Here is a 15,319-nt window from a genome sequence, read left to right on the forward strand (position 1 = left end):
CGGGTTAAACGGTTGTTTAAAAGAGAAAAAAGTTTTGACTCGACATGCATTGTGACCTACCGTGCGGGATTATTATATTAATGGTCGCAAATGCCTGTACTAAACCAAACTCAGGAAAGATTTTATGTATACACTGCGAACTCTTCCGGGAGACGATGTCCGTCAGATCATGTGGCGCTTCGCCGACCGTTTTGACCTGCAAATGTCCGTACAATCTGCCCGCTCCATCGCACGCAGTGTGGTGGCAAAGCTGGTTGCAGAGGGTGCTCGCAACACTCACGAGTGGACAGAGCAGAAAGATGAACTCCTCACCGCGTTCGACCAGTCCGGTCTGACCGCGCTGTTCATGGACCCCCATCAGGGTGGGTATATCGAAGGCCCCAAAAACCTCGCGCTCTCGCTGGTCGCTTTTGAACTGGCCTGGGTCGATGCCGGTGCCGCCACTTCTTCGCTGGCCTCCTGTCTGGCTCTGGCTCCCATTCATGAAAAGGGAACCCCTGAGCAGCGTGACTACTACATGTCCAAATGTGTGCCGCCCCAGCCCGGTGAAGATCGGGAAATCTGGCGTGGTGCTTTTGCTCTGACCGAACCGCTCCCGTACATCGGGGTTGATACCGGCGTACTGTGCGGCAAGGCCACCGTGGCCGACTGGAAAGAGGGTGAAGAGCCCATGCTCCAGATCGACAAGCGCGGTCGTTTCATCACCAACATGGACTTCGCCAACTTTGTTACGGCTGCCGTTGATTCCAACGACGATCGTATCAAGGGCACATTCATGGTCATCCTCGAAGAGGGCGACGAAGGTGTTTATGACCGCGGTGCACCGACGCTGAAGATGGTCCACCAGTTGTCTTCCACACGCGATCCCATTCTCAATCTCAAAGTTCCTGCCGATCGAATCATCGGCGGATACGATGTGGTTGATGGGGTTATCGTACCCAAATACAATCACTCCGAAATCATCGGTTCCGTATTTCACCGGACCCGTATTCCTGTCGGCCTGATGTCTTCTGCCAAGCTGCTGTCCGCAGTCGAGCCGGTCATCCGCTATCACCGGAATCGTTTCCGCGGTGGCGATGCCTGCCAGGAAGGTTCCCCCCGTTTTGAAAAGGGTATCCAGGCCAACGAAGATGCGCTCCAGCGTCTTGTCGATGTATGGGCATCCGGTGAGGCCGGTTGTTCTCTCGCGTTCGCGGCCTCCCGTCTGGCTGACGATTTCGATCCCATCGAAAAAGCCAAGGAAGCACATTTTGAAGCCGAGGGTGTGACATCTCCCCGCAAGCAGATGATGGCCCTTCGCAAGATGAAGGAGACCGTGTTCGAGTTCGTTGATCTCGAATACACTCCCGAAGCAGAGCGCGATCAGGCCCGCTATGAAGAATTGAAGAACGATACGCTGGTTAGCTATGCGTATCAGGAAGCCCTGGCAGGCGTGCTCAACCCCGGCACCAAGCTCTGGAACACCGGTGTTGGCGCCAACATGATGCGCGAAGCTGTCGCTCTGGTCGGCGGCTACGGTATCACCGAAGATTGCCCCGGCTTCCTCATGCAGAAGTGGGCGGATACGCAGCTCGAAGCCACCTACGAAGGCCCGGAAGCTGTTCAGCGTCGTCACATGACCATGACCATGACCAACGAGGTTTTCCTGCACACCATGGATGCATGGATTGCCCAGCTCAAGCGGGCTGGCAAGGAGAACCCCGGCCTCGGAAGCTTTGTGCTCGCCTCGGCCATGGAACTCTGGAAATACACCCTGGAATACCTCCAGGGCGCCAAGGACGACGAAGGACGTAAACTCTTCCACAACAAGCGTCAGGGCGTTACCTTCCCGATGGCGGATGCCCTCGGCTGGTTGCTCGGACCATACTTCCTCACCACGGATGTCCTTGAGCTGATCGAAAAAGGCCCCATGTCCCCGACATTGGCCGAAGGTCTCGAAGACCTGACCAGCTTCTACAAGGATATGTGCCATGTGCAGGCTGCCCGTGCTGCCGGTGAAGTCGCCCGTATCTGCACCGAACTGGTCTACGGCTTCAACACCTGCAAGTGCAATGAGCCTTCCGGCGAACTGGGCGATCAGTCTCAGTGTGACCGGGAAGACATGAAGCAGTTCCGTGAACTCAAGGCCAAAGTCGACATGTGCATGGCCGGTTCACGCATGGCCAGGGATCGGGCAGGCAACGCCTTGTGTTGCGTCATGATTCCCGAAGCGCTGGACTACCCCATCGGTTAAATACACATCATGGAAGGGGAGTGAATGCTCCCCTTCCATTTTTATTATACCCAAACTGACCACTTTTCCCCGGAGGCTACGATGAGTGACGAGACTCCCCGTGCTGAGATGGAAACCGATATTGTCTGCGTCGGATTCGGACCGGCTGCCGGCGGTTTTCTGACCACGCTGACACGCGGCCTGATGAACGAAGACGGAACCCCCGTCGCCGAATCAAAAGCCATGCCCGGTATGCCGCCGCAGGTTATCTGCTATGAGCGCGCTGATGATATCGGATTTGGTGTTTCAGGCGTTGTGACCAAGGGGCGGGCCATCAAGGCGTCGTTCCCTGATCTCGATCTTTCCCAGATTCCCATGGCGCACGAAGTTACCGAAGAAAAGATTCTGTATCTTGCCGATCCGGTAGGCGCCAGCCGTCGTCCGACCGCGTTTAAACTGGCTGATAAAATGCTGGGCCGGTTCATGGAAGATGACGCGTATGAGCTGCCGTACATCCCGCCGTTTCTTGAAAAGCACCCCGGTATGGTCTTCTCCATTGGTCAGTTGAACCAGTGGGTTGGTTCCAACCTGATGGGTACTGGTCTGGCGCAGATATGGCCGTCCAGCCCGGTGGCCGAGCCTCTTATGGAAGGCAAAGCGGTCAAGGGTGTGCGCATGGCTGATCAGGGCGTCGAAAAAGACGGAACGCCATCAGCAGGCTTCATGCCTGGAATGGACATGAAAGCCGCACTGACTGTCGTTGCTGACGGTCCTGTCGGGCCGGTCGGACAGCATCTCGATAGAGAACTAGGTCTGCCCGAAGGCAAGCATCAGCGGGAATGGGCCGTGGGTATGAAGTGTGTGGTCGATCTGCCTGAAGGCTGCGACTGGAAACCCGGCACTGTCCTGCACACCATCGGCTATCCCGAGCCGGAAATTTTCGGATTCCTTTACGTGTACCCCAATAACGTCGCCTCACTCGGTATTTTCGTGCCGTCCTGGTTCGACAATCCGGTGCGTACCGCCTATCGCTACATGCAGCACTGGATGATGCACCCGTATCTCTGGAAACGCCTTGAGGGCGGAACCATGCGTTCATGGGGCGCCAAGTCGCTGTTCGAGTCGGGCAAGCAGGGCGAACCGTTTCTGTGCGGCGATGGATTCGCTCGCATCGGCGAAGGCTCCGGCTCCACCAATGTGCTGACCGGCTCCGGCGTTGATGAAGCATGGGCCACAGGCGTTCAGTTGGGTGAGTCCGTGTTGGAGCTTTTGAAAGAGGGCAAGGAATTCACCAAGGAGAATCTCGAAGCAACCTACGTTGCCAAGCGTCGGGATTCCTGGGTCGAAGAAGAAGCCAAGGTAGCCGAGAAGGCCCGTGACGGATTCACGCATAACGTGCTTATGGGCTTCCTGGGCATGGGCATGACCGGATTGACCGGTGGCAAGTTGAACATGCCCGGCAAGGCGGTGAAACCACAGGATCGCATCCCCTCCATTGAAGAATATTACAAGGACTACATCCCCGAAGGCGAGATTCAGGACATTCGGGAAGAATGTGCCAAGAAGGGAACAAGCCTGCACGATGCACTCATGGAGCGCGTGGGGTGGCCGGAAATACCGTTGGATGGTACGTTGCTCGTGTCGCATCAGGATGCACTGCTGATGGGCGGCAAGGTTCAGGCCAACCATGGTTATGGCGACCATGTCCGTTTCGCGGATAAAGGCACGTGTGAGGCGTGTCGGGAGCAGGTCTGTATCGAGGCGTGTTCCGGGCAGGCAATTTATACCAACCCTGAAGGCGGCATGCCGTTGTTTGACAGGGAAAAATGTGTGCACTGCGGTGCCTGCATGTGGAACTGCAGCAAGTCCAATTACAAGGATCCGGAACGTACAAATGTCCAGTTTCGAAGCGGTTCCGGTGGATTGCATTCCGTTGAAAACTGATTTTTTGTTATAGCGCGGTGATTCTTCACCGATGGGTATGCGGCGCGGGGAAGTTGTACTGTGCGCCGCCAACAACCTTAAGGAGAAACCAAAGATGAGCACTGATTTCCACATCGTGGTCTGCGGTTCCATTGTTCCGGACCCGCTCCAGACGCTCGCACCGCAGGACAGCCCCAACGGGCCGGCCCTGCAGAATGAAATGATGCTTCCGGCCGTGCTCGATCCATGGGCCGGTCATGCTTTGTATGAAGCCGCTGATCTCGCGGCCAAAAATCCCGGAAGCCAGGTTTGGCTTGTCGCTCTTGGCCCCAAAGCCAAGTTACAGCAGGTGATGATGGCTGTTTCGCAGAAGGCACCGTTCCAGTTGGTCGTTGCAGATGGTTCTGCCTCGGGCTTCACGGATAGCTATGAAACTGCCAAGGTTCTGTCCGAGAGCATTGACGGCATCGCCGGACTGGACAAGTCCAAGATGCTGCTCTTCGGTGGCTGGCAGTCCGCTTCCCGCGGTTCCGGCGCTGTCATGCAAATGGTCGGCGAAATGCAGGGTGTAACCGAGCAGTTCCAGGGCGTTGATAAACTGACTGTTGGCGATGACGGTTCCCTCGAAGTGCTTGAGCGCGTCGAAGGTGGAGCGTACCAGCGTTCCGTCGTTGACAGCGCGCCTGCCGTATTGGGCTGGGCTACCGGCGAACTGCCCGAGCCGCCCAACAATCCGCAGATCGGCATGCAGAACATGCAGAAGAATATGCCCGCATTGCAGCAGGCCAAGCCCGCTGATCTTTCCGGTACTTCCCTGACGTTCAAGGGCGTCGAAGTGCCGCAGCAGCGACGCGAAACGCGTGTGGTCAAGGACGCTTCCGTGGAAGAGATGGCCCAAGAAATTGCTGATTGGATCAAGGCGTAAGGGGGAGACAATGACAGTATTGTATATTGCACATACCGAATGCGACGGCACGTTGTCGAAAGTCGCCCTGGAATCCCTGTCCACTGCGAAAAAACTCGCTGATGGGCTGGGCGCTGAGTTGACTGTCGGACTGGTGGGAGCTGATGTTGCCGCCGCTGCCGACTCCATCGCCGGATGCGGTGCCAAGTTTTTGGCCGTGACCGGACCTGCCTACAACGACGGCGTCTATTCCATCGATCTGGCTGCTGCCGAGGCTATTGCCAAGGCTGCAGAGGCTGAGATCATCATTGCTCCGGCCACCTCCCGCTACAGCCGTGCCATCCCCGGATTGGCCATTCGTCTGGGCGGTCGAGTGGATACCCACATCTCCTGTGTGGAAGCCGTTGATGGCAAGCCTGTTGCCAAGCGCTGGTTCTATCGTCAGCGCATGGAAGGCACTCTGACCCGCGAAGAGCGTCCCTGGATCATGACCCTTGATTCCGGTTGTTCCGTTGCCTTTGAGGGCAGTGGTTCCGCAGAGATCGAGACCATTGAAGCTGATCTCTCTTCTGTTCGTACCAAGCCTATGGGCATGGAGTGCGTTTCCGAAGACGAGCAGACTATCCGCCCCGATGCGCAATCCCTGTTGGTTGCCGGTGCAGGTTGGTCCAAGAAGCAGGCTGATGGTGAAGTCCATGTTGCCGAAGCTGAAGACATCATTCTTCGCTTCCTCAGCAAGACCAAGGCTTCCCTTGGCTCGTCCAAATCGCTGGTGGATATCTCCGGTGAAGGCGGCGCAGTCATTTCCTTCCTGACGCATATGCATCAGATCGGTCAGACCGGTTCATCCCCGCGTCACGCCAAAGGTCTTGCGACCTGCTGCCATGGTGAAGAACCCCATGTTGTCGGCTGGCGATTCATCAAGGAACGTCGCGCTATCAACACCGATGCCAGCTGCGGCTGGGCACAGGGCAAATGCGACGTGCTCTACGTTGGTGATGCGTTCGAGATCATGAAAAAGGTCAACGAACTGTTGGATTAGTTGCTATTACATATCAGAAGAAAGGGCCGCTTCGATTATCGAAGCGGCCCTTTTTATTGGTCTGTCCCGTCCTGAAATAGGTTGACACCCAGAGGACCTATTTATGGAAGACAAATCCAAACAGCGAGTTAGACGCACCCAACGCGATTACACGATGGCCTTTAAATTGTCGGTTGTGGCACAGGTGGAAAAGGGCGAGATGACGTACAAGCAGGCTCAGGCTCTTTATGGTATTCAAGGGCGAAGCACTGTGCTGAAGTGGCTCAGGAAGCACGGCACCCTTGATTGGAGCAAGTCCATGGTACATTCCCGAAAAGACCCAAAAGCCAGAGAAACACCGGTCCAGAAGATCAAACGGCTGGAGAAAGAGCTTGAGGAAGAAAAGATCAAGACCGCGCTTCTCAATAAAATGATTGAGATTTCCGACCGCGAGTTTGGGACTTCTATAAGAAAAAAGCTTACCCCCGAGCTGCACGAAGTCTTCAGAGAGAAAGACAAATAAGCTTGTCTGCTTGTTGCAGGCAGCTCGGGGTCAGTCGGCAGTCCGTGTATCAGGCTGAAAAGCGCCATGATGCACGGGAAGCCATGTATCAGGAGGCAAAGGCCATGGTCCTGAACGTGCGGACCAGGATGCCCCGCCTTGGGACTCGAAAGCTGTACCACCTGTTGAAGGACGCATTTTCCGCAAAGGGAATCAGGCTCGGACGTGATGGGTTGTTTTCCCTGCTGCGGCGAGAGCATATGCTCATCAAGCGACGGAAAAACTATACAAAGACAACCAACTCGAAGCATTGGCTAAAAAAGCATCCCAACTTGTTGAAAGATGTTCAACCGAGATGTCCTGAGCAGGTGTTCGTAAGCGACATTACCTACGTGAATACACGTGAGCAAACATGCTATCTGTCGCTGGTGACAGATGCATTCAGCCGGAAGATAATGGGATACAACGTGAGCCGGGATCTCAGTGCGGAAAGCACAACCAAAGCGCTGGACGCGGCAGTTGAAAACAAGCGAAGGAGGGTGAATACAATTCACCATTCAGATCGAGGACTCCAATACGCTTCTTCGGTCTACCAGAGAAAACTCCAGGAATCCGGCATGGTTCCTTCCATGACAGATGGCTATGACTGCTATCAAAATGCCTTGGCGGAACGGATGAATGGAATTCTGAAGCAAGAGTTCATGGTCACCAAATGCAACGACTTTGCAGAGCTCAATACCCTGGTGAGGGAATCCGTTGAGATATACAATTCACAACGGCCACATCTCAGCCTAGGAATGAGAACGCCAAACGATGTACACGAATCAGGCTGTGGGGCTAGCCCCACAGCCTGATTGAAACCTTCAAAAACCGTCAACCTATTTCAGGACGGCTCAGTCGTATCTCAAGGAGGGGAGCTATGAAGCCGAGTCCTTGTTCGTGTTGCGTTCTATGCAGTCAAGAACACGGGCTTTGCTCACAGGTTTGGAAAGGTAGTCAGTGCACCCGGCTGCCTTGCTTCGTTCGAGGTCTTCATTGAACGCGTTGGCTGTCACAGCAACGATGGGAGTCGGGTCCAGTCCCATTTCTTCTTCCAGTAGCCGAATGGTTCGAGTCGCCTGATACCCGTCCATGATCGGCATCTGGATATCCATCAAAATGATATCATATCGCTGTTTCTTAAACATCTCGACAGCTTGGCTGCCGTCGTGGGCATATTCAATATTATGTGGCGTATGTCGGAAATACAGCTCGAACAAGGTCCTGTTGCTTTCGGAGTCTTCCGCAATCAGTAGCTTGACTGGTCGCATGTCGTCCAAAGGATCAACAGCCTGATGGCGACTGGTGCGCAGGACGTCAGGGGCCGATGGATCAGCTTGCTCCAGTTCTAGAGTGAAGTGGAACACAGAGCCCTGATCAGGCGCACTTTCCAGGCGAATGGTTCCCCCCATCAGGCTCACGAGTTTGCGGCATATGGCCAAGCCCAGTCCGGTCCCGCCATATTGGCGGGTGGTGGAATGGTCGGCCTGTGTGAATTGCTGAAATATCTGCTCTTGCGACTTGAGAGGTATGCCTATGCCGGTGTCGATAATGGCAAAGTTCACCTTTTCGGGGTGACTTGGGTCGATGGGCTGGATAGCCAGACGTACTTCGCCTTCCTCGGTGAATTTGACGGCGTTATCAATAAGGTTGACCAGGACCTGCCTGAGTCGGGTGGGGTCGCCAAGGAAGTACGGGTACACATTCGGATCAACATCAATGACGAAATCAAGCCCCTTTTGGGCGGCACGATCCGAAACGATTCTATGTGTTCTGGCGAGGAATTCATCTCGATCTATAACGGTTGTTTCCAACTGTACCTCTCCAGCTTCTATTTTTGACAGGTCCAATACATCATTGATTATTTCCAACAACATCTCTCCTGAGGATCGTAGTATTTCTATGTAGCGACGCTGCTTCGGTGTTGGGTCGGATTCCAGCAGGAGTTCTCCCATACCGAGCATGGTATTCATCGGCGTACGTATTTCATGGCTCATTCCAGCCAAAAATTCGGATTTCGCCCTATCTGCGGTTTCGGCCCGAACTTTGGCTCTGGCCAATTCCTGCTGGGCAAGCGTCCTGATTTCGATCTCGGTTTCCAGGGCTTCGTTGGCCTGACGCATCTCTTCGGTCTGCTTGCTTGTCTGTTTGAGCAGTCGGGCGGACCGTTCAACGCTGGCTCGTATCTCGTCCAGTTCCCGGAGGCGGGCTTCAGGAAGAATCACATCCCGGTTACCCCGGCTGATCCGGTTCAGCCCATTAACATATTTCATGATCGGAGCGACGATATCGCGTTGTGCAAAGTACAGGAGAATAAATAGAGCGACAAGTAAAACGAACACTGTTGCAATCACTATGCGTATTGTGATGCCCGCTTCCGTATCGATCAAAGTGAAACGATCGTTGGCGGTTATGGCAGCCTCTACCGAGAGGTTCGAGGGAAGGGCATCGAGAAACGTGGTAACCTGAGTCCATTTCTCGTACGCCTTTTGCTGGAGTGCAAGCTGTTCTTCGAGGTTGCGGAGAAGGTCGTTTGCCCGCTCGATATAGGGAACGATCTGGGGTGATATGGTTTGATCACCGATGATTTGGCTAAACTCCTGTGTAGCCAGATCGAGTTGGTTGCTATCCTCGGCGTTGGTTGCAAGATAAATCAGTCGTATGAGTCGTTGGCCGTTATTGATTGAGAGCAATGCTTCTGCTCCCGGGCTTCCGGGGCTAAAAAGATGCAAGGTGTCCTGGCAGTCGGAACAGGCCTCGTCTTGCTGATTTCGCAAATCAGCTATGGCCTCAATGTCGCCATACGCTTCAATAACGTTTCCATTAACTTCCTGGTTCTCACCGAAAACTGAATCCTGGGACATAATTTTGGCGGCCAGCTTGTATTTACGCCGAATATCAGCATCATCGGAAAAGTAGATAATGTCGGCAAAACGTCCCATCCGCTCAAGATTCATTGCGGTTCGCTGCTGATTCATGATCGCAGGGAGCACCTCGTCACGGGTGCTGGTTGCCAGATTTGATATGGTTATCAGCGAATTGCTGGTGATGATGCCGATGATGAACAACAGCAGAAGTGCAGCCGCAAAAGAGGTCCCAGCTGTGGGAACCAATCCGGGCTTTTTGCGAAAGCGTGATATCCTTTTGGTCTTTCCTAGCATCTGGCTGGCATTGCCTTTAGTAGATTGAGAACGGGAAATACATATGGTTTATCCTCGAAAACTCGCCGTTGAGTCGAATGGTTCTCAGTGCTTTGTTTATTCTTTCGAGGAGTTGTTTGTTGCCCTTTGCCACGGCGATTCTGGCTTCACTTGAGGTGTTGTTGGGCGGAAGAGCGGGGCCGATGATATCGTAGGGCTTACCGGCGTCCGTTTGCAGGAAGTCGAAAACAGTGAGGCTGTCAATCAGAACGGCATCGGCTTTACCTTGTATCAAAGCCGTGAAAGCCTCCTGAATTGTTGTACAGGCAAGAGTCTTTGATTGAGGATACTGTTCTCGTAAGTACTGCTCTTGCACCGTATGGCTCTGCGTAGCGATTGTCAGTTGCTCGTCACTGTATGGTGTCAGGTTGATAGAGGTATTTGGCAAGCCGACAAACATACTGCGAGAACGGTAGTAATAATCCGAAAAATCGGCGATCTGCTCGCGTTCCGGCGTTCGGGCCATGCTTGCTACAATCAGGTCAACTTTCCCGGAAGCAAGATTCTCAAGCAACTGCTGCCAGGGGATGGTCTCAATGGTGCATTCCTGCCCCATGGCTGTGCAGAGCGCTTTGGTGATGTCGACATCAAACCCTACGAGGTCGCCGTTCTCGTCAATGTAATTGAAAGGAGGGTATGCGCCTTCCGTGGCAACTCGCAGAGGCGGGGCTGCAAATGCCGAGAGACCGAACACGGCTGTCATTGCAATGACTGCAATCAGTTGTGTTATTCTCATACCTACTCCTTGAGAATTTCGACGGGAAACCGGGCAAAAAGGCTACAGTGTTGCCAGTCTAGAAGGTTAGCTGCCGCCATCCGGACTTGAGCATCTCGGTGACGGGTTTTCCAACAAAAAGAACATTGATGCCGAGGCTTTCAAGCTCGTCTGAAACATCATAGTTCTCCGAGCATGCCCTGCATGCCCAAACATCAACTCCACTGGCCATCATTTCCTTGATTTTAATCTGAATATCAATGTCCTCGGCTGTCAGCTTTGCCGACGGTCCCCATATGATAAAGCGGACGCGTTTCCACCAATTTTGCGACATTGCATTGTGTCCGTACATCAGCGCCAGGTTGTGCGCTACTTCGGGGTCAGATGAACTCCAGATAATGAAGATGGAATCAGAGACTTGTTTGGTCATGCCGTTCTCCATGTTAATTATGTCCAATATCTAAATATAGCGAAGGAGAAAGACATGAGCAAGAAAACCTTGTGCTTTTAATCCGCACAAAGTCTTCAAGCAAGAAAAAGCCCCTCTTTGACGAGGGGCCTGATGGTTGGATTATTGTCGGCTGGAGTCGAGTACCAGTCTGCTCATGCGGAGCATGCAGTTGGTATCGTCAGTGGAAATTGGATCAACGGCGACGGTATTCATGAATCGGGCGGAAACATTGCCTTCCGAGTCAACACTTTCGATGAAGAAAGCACCCAGCTCGTACACGATGATCGAGTTTCTGCCGGACGTGGGCGGCTGCTTGGGATCATAGAATGCCATCAAGGCGACGCGTGGGCTATCCAGTGGATCACTGTGCTGGCTTCCCTGGACGGAGTTCGTGGATGTATCCCAATAGGCGTATGGGTCCTGACTGATGAGATCTCCAGTGCCCTGCTTGACCGGTCCCTGTGAATTGCCTGGCTCCAACTGCAGCTCGTCACCGGGTTCCACGGCAAATTCACTGTTTGATCCGGTACAACCGGCAATGTTTTCCCTGACGGCATCAGCACCCGTGACCGGAGCCCCCTTATTAGCAGGCGGCAGGTCCACAAGGTTGTACTGACCGGGAACAATGGCAAGCTGAGGATCGCCGGGCTTGATGATGATGGATGTGCCAATGTCGTCTTGGCCGTAGCCGATAACGTTGACCGAGTTGACTTCTTCTGGGCTATCTACGTCCATTTCGCCGTTATTATAGTACTTGGTTCCGGGAGCGGCAGTGTCATCCCATTCAAACTTGGTCGGAACGACAAACGGCTTTACGCACTTGCTTGAACAAATGCCTACGATCCCGGCACGGGCGACAACCTGGACATCGACTGTGTTAATGCCGAGAATCCTGCCGAAGTAAAGATTCAGCGGATTGCCGCGTTCAGCGCTGAGAGTGACGGTCACTTCAACCTGATTGGGGTTGATTTCTGTTGGAACGCCGTCCTTCATGAAGACGATATCCGCGTTGGTCAGTGCTTGTGCGGGCTTGTCGTCGGCGACCATGTTTCGTGTGGCGTAGTTGGTAACGACTGATCGAATCTTGGCGAATTCATGTCCTTCGGACATCATGGAGCTTGCTCCTGCCAGCGCGCCTGTGTCTGCGGCGGTTTGCAGAGCTCCGCGCTTCAGGTGAATCTGACCTATGTCGATGGCCAGCGCGGCCAGCCCAAGAAGAGCTGTCATGCCAAGGGCCACCATGACGCTGGCGACGCCTCTTTCCTGTCGGATGAATGATTGCAGTCTGTGTTGCATGTTTTACTCCACCTTTGCGAAGGCTGCGGTTGACAGGCCCTGCGGGATGATATCTTCCCATGGAAAGATGGTGTAACCGGAAAAATCAAAAGTCAATACAACACTCACTTCCTGTCCGAAGTTGATGTCATCGGTACCGTGCGTGATAGTGACAGTCAGATGGCTTGGGTCCAGCCCTGCCGATTCCACATAATTTTGAATTGTCTCGGTTGGTTCCTTGCCGCGAGAGGCGAGCACAACGCCTTCTCTGGCGGCTCGGGTAAGAATCTGATTGATGTCGATGAACTTGGATACGTCCCAAACACCGGCCATGAGCGGCACGAGGAGAATGCCCATGATCAATGCAAATTCGACTATTGCCACTCCTTGCTTGTGAGTCTCGTTTCTGCGCATACGGCTACCTCTCATGGGTCATAACGGCCGTAGCGGTAACCTGATTGACACCGCCAAGCGGGGGGATCAGTCGATCGATGGCGAGGAATGTGAACGGCACGGCAACGGTCACGTCAACCGGCTGTTGGGGTTCACGGGTGCCGACTGTAACTGATGGTGTGGCTTCCACGCCACCGATGCTCAACTCACTGAGGATTATTGATTCGACCTGTGTATTGGTGGTTTCTGCAAGTATGGCAGCCCGGACACCTTCATAGGCGGCGCCACGGACGACACTTTGTGTCCAGTAGAGGCGAGCGAAATCCATAACACCCATCATGATCATCATGAATATGGGCAACAGGAGCGCGACCTCTACGATGGAAGACCCGCGTCTGTTCTTATGGTTTCTGGCTCTCTGCATACTTGTCTCCTGAGAATTACTTGATTGGCATCAAAGTAAAAGCAAAGAGCATGCCACGAGACAGAAGAAATCGTTGGAATGTTTAATTGTCTGGAATCAATAGGTTTTGCTGGTGGTCGTTGTCGATTTACAGACTGTGTTAATGGAGTATACGAGAAAAATATCTAAAAAAAATAGATTCGGACTAAAATACTCCAATATTCATAGAGGGCATATATTTCTGGTTCAGTGAAAGAATTTACTGATAGGAGAAAAAAATTCCATTCTGATCACAGTCTATCTACCAGAAGCGGTTCGCCTTTTTCAGGGGCGGTGCGCAAAGTGAGAGCATCTTTGGCGCACGCTTCCACGCACACGCCGCACCCCATGCATTTGTCCTCACGGATGAAGGCGGAATCCTTGTTGAAACCGATGGCCTTGAATTGGCACTTCCCGGCACAGATGCCGCACTTTACGCAATTTTCGTCATTTACCTCGGCCAGATAGCCGGAGGAACACAGCATGTGGACTCCGTTGATCTGGGCTTTCATGGCGCCGCAGCAACACGAGCAACAGTTGCAAATGGCGTAGAACCGACCAATCATTACATCCTTGAAAAATGCATGGGATACATGGCCCCGGGCATTTTCCGCCTTCAGGATGCGAAGGGCTTCTTCCGCTGTGATGTCGCGGGTCTTGTCGGGATGGTGTTCGCGCATGAACGATGCAAACGGATCGCCGATCAGCAGACAGACATCAATGGGTTTGCAGGGTGATTTCATGCCGGTTCGACATGGACAATCCAGAAGCACTATCCGCTCGGGATTTCGCAGGATGATTTCCTTTGCGCGGGTGTAGGGCAAGACCTGTTCCGGCACCTCGGTGTTGACCGGCCTGTTGATGGTGACGAGTTTGGATACCTCGCCAAGTGGCATGACTTTGCCGTGATAGGTGTCGCCCCATGTCGGTTTTTCCTGATTGGGGTCACCGACTTTATTTCTTTCCGACGGAACGAACGGCGTCATCTTGTCGATGAAAAAGACAAGAGGCGCCCATAGGTAGCGCCACCAGGGATCCTTGTCCCCGGCAAGGCCGATATAGTGATAACACCAGCGGCCGTATACATACCCGTGCAGGCGTTCCCAGAAGGGCAGGCCGTGCTCTTTGGCCTGTCGGAAATAGTCGAGGGTGGAATCTTTGATAAATGGCAATTTCATGGCGCGTCGTGTCGTTGTAGATGCAGCTTGTTTGATAAAACACTACGCTTCATGTCCGGAATGTCAATCCGGTCCAGAAAAAAAATGTATGGGGGCAGGGTGTTCCGGCGAAGAGCTACTCGAAGTAACGCTTGTAGATACTACTGTAGGTTTCCGTTTCCTTGAATCGCGTCAATTCTTGGGAAAACCTGTCAACGAAAGAGGCTTCAACGGTTTCCTTGTTGAAAATGATGTAGAGACCATCGCTCTTGATCTCAAGGTCGCGAAGTGGTGTGACCCGCTTGAAGCCGAGCTTTCGGGAGAGATACAAGCCATTGCCATATTCTGCGGCCATGGCGTCGAGGCGGCCATGTTCAAGCTTGTGCATGTTGATTTCATCGGTCGAAACCTGCTCGACATCACAAAATGTTTCGATGAATGTCCAGAAGGCAGGGGTGTAGCTGTAGCCAAGGACCACGCCAACCCGCTTCCCCTTCAGATCTTCCATGGTACGAATATTGGTGTCATCCCTGGTCCACACCACCCAGGGCGCTTCCACAAGCGGTTCGTCCGGGTAGTGTGCGAAGATGGTTCTGTCACGCGTATAGTTGGCAGAAAACAAAGCGTCGGCATGACCGTGTTCGAGTATGGATAAGGCCCGCTTCCACGGGTAGCTTTGCAGCTTAGTGGTCGAAACATTCAGTTGTTCAAACATAGCTTCAACGACTTCGACAGCGAAACCTGAAACCTGTCCGCTCCGGGTGATCTGGTAAGGGGGCCACGTGTCGCACACCACTCGCATGGGCTGCTCGGCATGGCTTACACCACCTGTTGCCAGCAGCACGAATATGCTCAGTGCCATGGCAATAACGGTGCGCCTGATACGTGTAGACAAGGTTTCCATGATTATATGTATAGCACCACTGGCCTTTCATGGAAAGGTGTTAATTCTTTTGCTTGTAATTGATATTAATCTCAAGCTTTTAAGTCGGGATTAAGTAGAGCGAAAAGCTATCAGTTTCGATATGCATGAGCACGTTGTAGGGGCGCGGAGTTCTTTTGGTGGTGTGGTAACAAAAAAAGCC

13 protein-coding genes are annotated in these 15,319 nt (G+C 53.2%); 5 read left to right on the top strand and 8 right to left on the bottom strand.

Annotated features, from left to right (window positions below):
* Nucleotides 1-124: 124 nt before the first annotated feature.
* The 5 genes from DPRO_RS18520 (at nucleotide 125) to DPRO_RS18540 (ending at nucleotide 7,416) form a co-directional block, all read left to right on the top strand.
* Nucleotides 125-2,233, top strand: a complete 2,109-nt coding sequence (locus DPRO_RS18520; RefSeq protein ID WP_097013406.1) for an acyl-CoA dehydrogenase family protein — start codon at nucleotides 125-127, stop codon at nucleotides 2,231-2,233.
* Between the two features lie 81 nt (nucleotides 2,234-2,314).
* The gene (locus DPRO_RS18525; RefSeq protein ID WP_097013407.1) at nucleotides 2,315-4,156 is read left to right on the top strand and encodes a 4Fe-4S ferredoxin; all 1,842 of its coding nucleotides are present in this window, start codon (nucleotides 2,315-2,317) and stop codon (nucleotides 4,154-4,156) included.
* Nucleotides 4,157-4,250: 94 nt separating this feature from the next.
* Nucleotides 4,251-5,060, top strand: a complete 810-nt coding sequence (locus DPRO_RS18530) for an electron transfer flavoprotein subunit beta/FixA family protein (RefSeq protein WP_097013408.1) — start codon at nucleotides 4,251-4,253, stop codon at nucleotides 5,058-5,060.
* 10 nt (nucleotides 5,061-5,070) lie between these two features.
* Nucleotides 5,071-6,081, top strand: a complete 1,011-nt coding sequence (locus DPRO_RS18535) for an electron transfer flavoprotein subunit alpha (protein ID WP_097013409.1) — start codon at nucleotides 5,071-5,073, stop codon at nucleotides 6,079-6,081.
* Nucleotides 6,082-6,184: 103 nt separating this feature from the next.
* Nucleotides 6,185-7,416, top strand: a protein-coding gene (locus DPRO_RS18540; RefSeq protein WP_097010824.1) for an IS3 family transposase whose coding sequence is annotated in 2 segments (ribosomal slippage) — nucleotides 6,185-6,539 and nucleotides 6,539-7,416 — 1,233 coding nt in all. Because the reading frame shifts where the segments join, the coding sequence is not laid out codon by codon here.
* 63 nt (nucleotides 7,417-7,479) lie between these two features.
* Here DPRO_RS18540 and DPRO_RS18545 read toward each other — a convergent pair.
* From DPRO_RS18545 to DPRO_RS18580, 8 genes are all read right to left on the bottom strand, one after another.
* Nucleotides 7,480-9,762 (bottom strand): ATP-binding protein, encoded by a 2,283-nt coding sequence (locus DPRO_RS18545; RefSeq protein ID WP_097013410.1) that lies wholly within the window; start codon nucleotides 9,760-9,762, stop codon nucleotides 7,480-7,482.
* Between the two features lie 16 nt (nucleotides 9,763-9,778).
* Entirely contained in the window at nucleotides 9,779-10,537 is a 759-nt protein-coding gene (locus DPRO_RS18550) for a substrate-binding periplasmic protein (RefSeq protein WP_097013411.1), read from the bottom strand.
* Between the two features lie 58 nt (nucleotides 10,538-10,595).
* Complete coding sequence (locus DPRO_RS18555; protein ID WP_097013412.1) at nucleotides 10,596-10,946, bottom strand: DsrE family protein; 351 nt, start codon at nucleotides 10,944-10,946, stop codon at nucleotides 10,596-10,598.
* 141 nt (nucleotides 10,947-11,087) lie between these two features.
* The gene (locus tag DPRO_RS18560; RefSeq protein WP_173806821.1) at nucleotides 11,088-12,263 is read right to left on the bottom strand and encodes a pilus assembly protein TadG-related protein; all 1,176 of its coding nucleotides are present in this window, start codon (nucleotides 12,261-12,263) and stop codon (nucleotides 11,088-11,090) included.
* A 3-nt stretch (nucleotides 12,264-12,266) separates the two neighbouring features.
* Nucleotides 12,267-12,656 (bottom strand): TadE/TadG family type IV pilus assembly protein, encoded by a 390-nt coding sequence (locus DPRO_RS18565; RefSeq protein WP_157917563.1) that lies wholly within the window; start codon nucleotides 12,654-12,656, stop codon nucleotides 12,267-12,269.
* 4 nt (nucleotides 12,657-12,660) lie between these two features.
* A complete protein-coding gene (locus DPRO_RS18570; protein WP_097013414.1) occupies nucleotides 12,661-13,059 on the bottom strand; it encodes a TadE/TadG family type IV pilus assembly protein in 399 nt (132 codons plus the stop codon).
* Nucleotides 13,060-13,328: 269 nt separating this feature from the next.
* Entirely contained in the window at nucleotides 13,329-14,255 is a 927-nt protein-coding gene (locus DPRO_RS18575) for a 4Fe-4S binding protein (protein WP_097013415.1), read from the bottom strand.
* A 115-nt stretch (nucleotides 14,256-14,370) separates the two neighbouring features.
* Nucleotides 14,371-15,138 carry a substrate-binding periplasmic protein gene (locus DPRO_RS18580; RefSeq protein WP_097013416.1) on the bottom strand — a complete coding sequence of 256 codons (768 nt, stop codon included), beginning with the start codon at nucleotides 15,136-15,138 and terminating at the stop codon, nucleotides 14,371-14,373.
* Nucleotides 15,139-15,319: the final 181 nt, after the last annotated feature.

Origin of the sequence: Pseudodesulfovibrio profundus, assembly GCF_900217235.1 — a bacterium.
Lineage (GTDB): Bacteria > Desulfobacterota > Desulfovibrionia > Desulfovibrionales > Desulfovibrionaceae > Pseudodesulfovibrio > Pseudodesulfovibrio profundus.

Coding starts and splice junctions, on each gene's coding strand:
- DPRO_RS18520 (WP_097013406.1), top strand. CDS start 125: ATGTATACACTGCGAACTCTTCCGGGAGACGATGTCCGTCAGATCATG.
- DPRO_RS18525 (WP_097013407.1), top strand. CDS start 2,315: ATGAGTGACGAGACTCCCCGTGCTGAGATGGAAACCGATATTGTCTGC.
- DPRO_RS18530 (WP_097013408.1), top strand. CDS start 4,251: ATGAGCACTGATTTCCACATCGTGGTCTGCGGTTCCATTGTTCCGGAC.
- DPRO_RS18535 (WP_097013409.1), top strand. CDS start 5,071: ATGACAGTATTGTATATTGCACATACCGAATGCGACGGCACGTTGTCG.
- DPRO_RS18545 (WP_097013410.1), bottom strand. CDS start 9,762: ATGCTAGGAAAGACCAAAAGGATATCACGCTTTCGCAAAAAGCCCGGA.
- DPRO_RS18550 (WP_097013411.1), bottom strand. CDS start 10,537: ATGAGAATAACACAACTGATTGCAGTCATTGCAATGACAGCCGTGTTC.
- DPRO_RS18555 (WP_097013412.1), bottom strand. CDS start 10,946: ATGACCAAACAAGTCTCTGATTCCATCTTCATTATCTGGAGTTCATCT.
- DPRO_RS18560 (WP_173806821.1), bottom strand. CDS start 12,263: ATGCAACACAGACTGCAATCATTCATCCGACAGGAAAGAGGCGTCGCC.
- DPRO_RS18565 (WP_157917563.1), bottom strand. CDS start 12,656: ATGCGCAGAAACGAGACTCACAAGCAAGGAGTGGCAATAGTCGAATTT.
- DPRO_RS18570 (WP_097013414.1), bottom strand. CDS start 13,059: ATGCAGAGAGCCAGAAACCATAAGAACAGACGCGGGTCTTCCATCGTA.
- DPRO_RS18575 (WP_097013415.1), bottom strand. CDS start 14,255: ATGAAATTGCCATTTATCAAAGATTCCACCCTCGACTATTTCCGACAG.
- DPRO_RS18580 (WP_097013416.1), bottom strand. CDS start 15,138: ATGGAAACCTTGTCTACACGTATCAGGCGCACCGTTATTGCCATGGCA.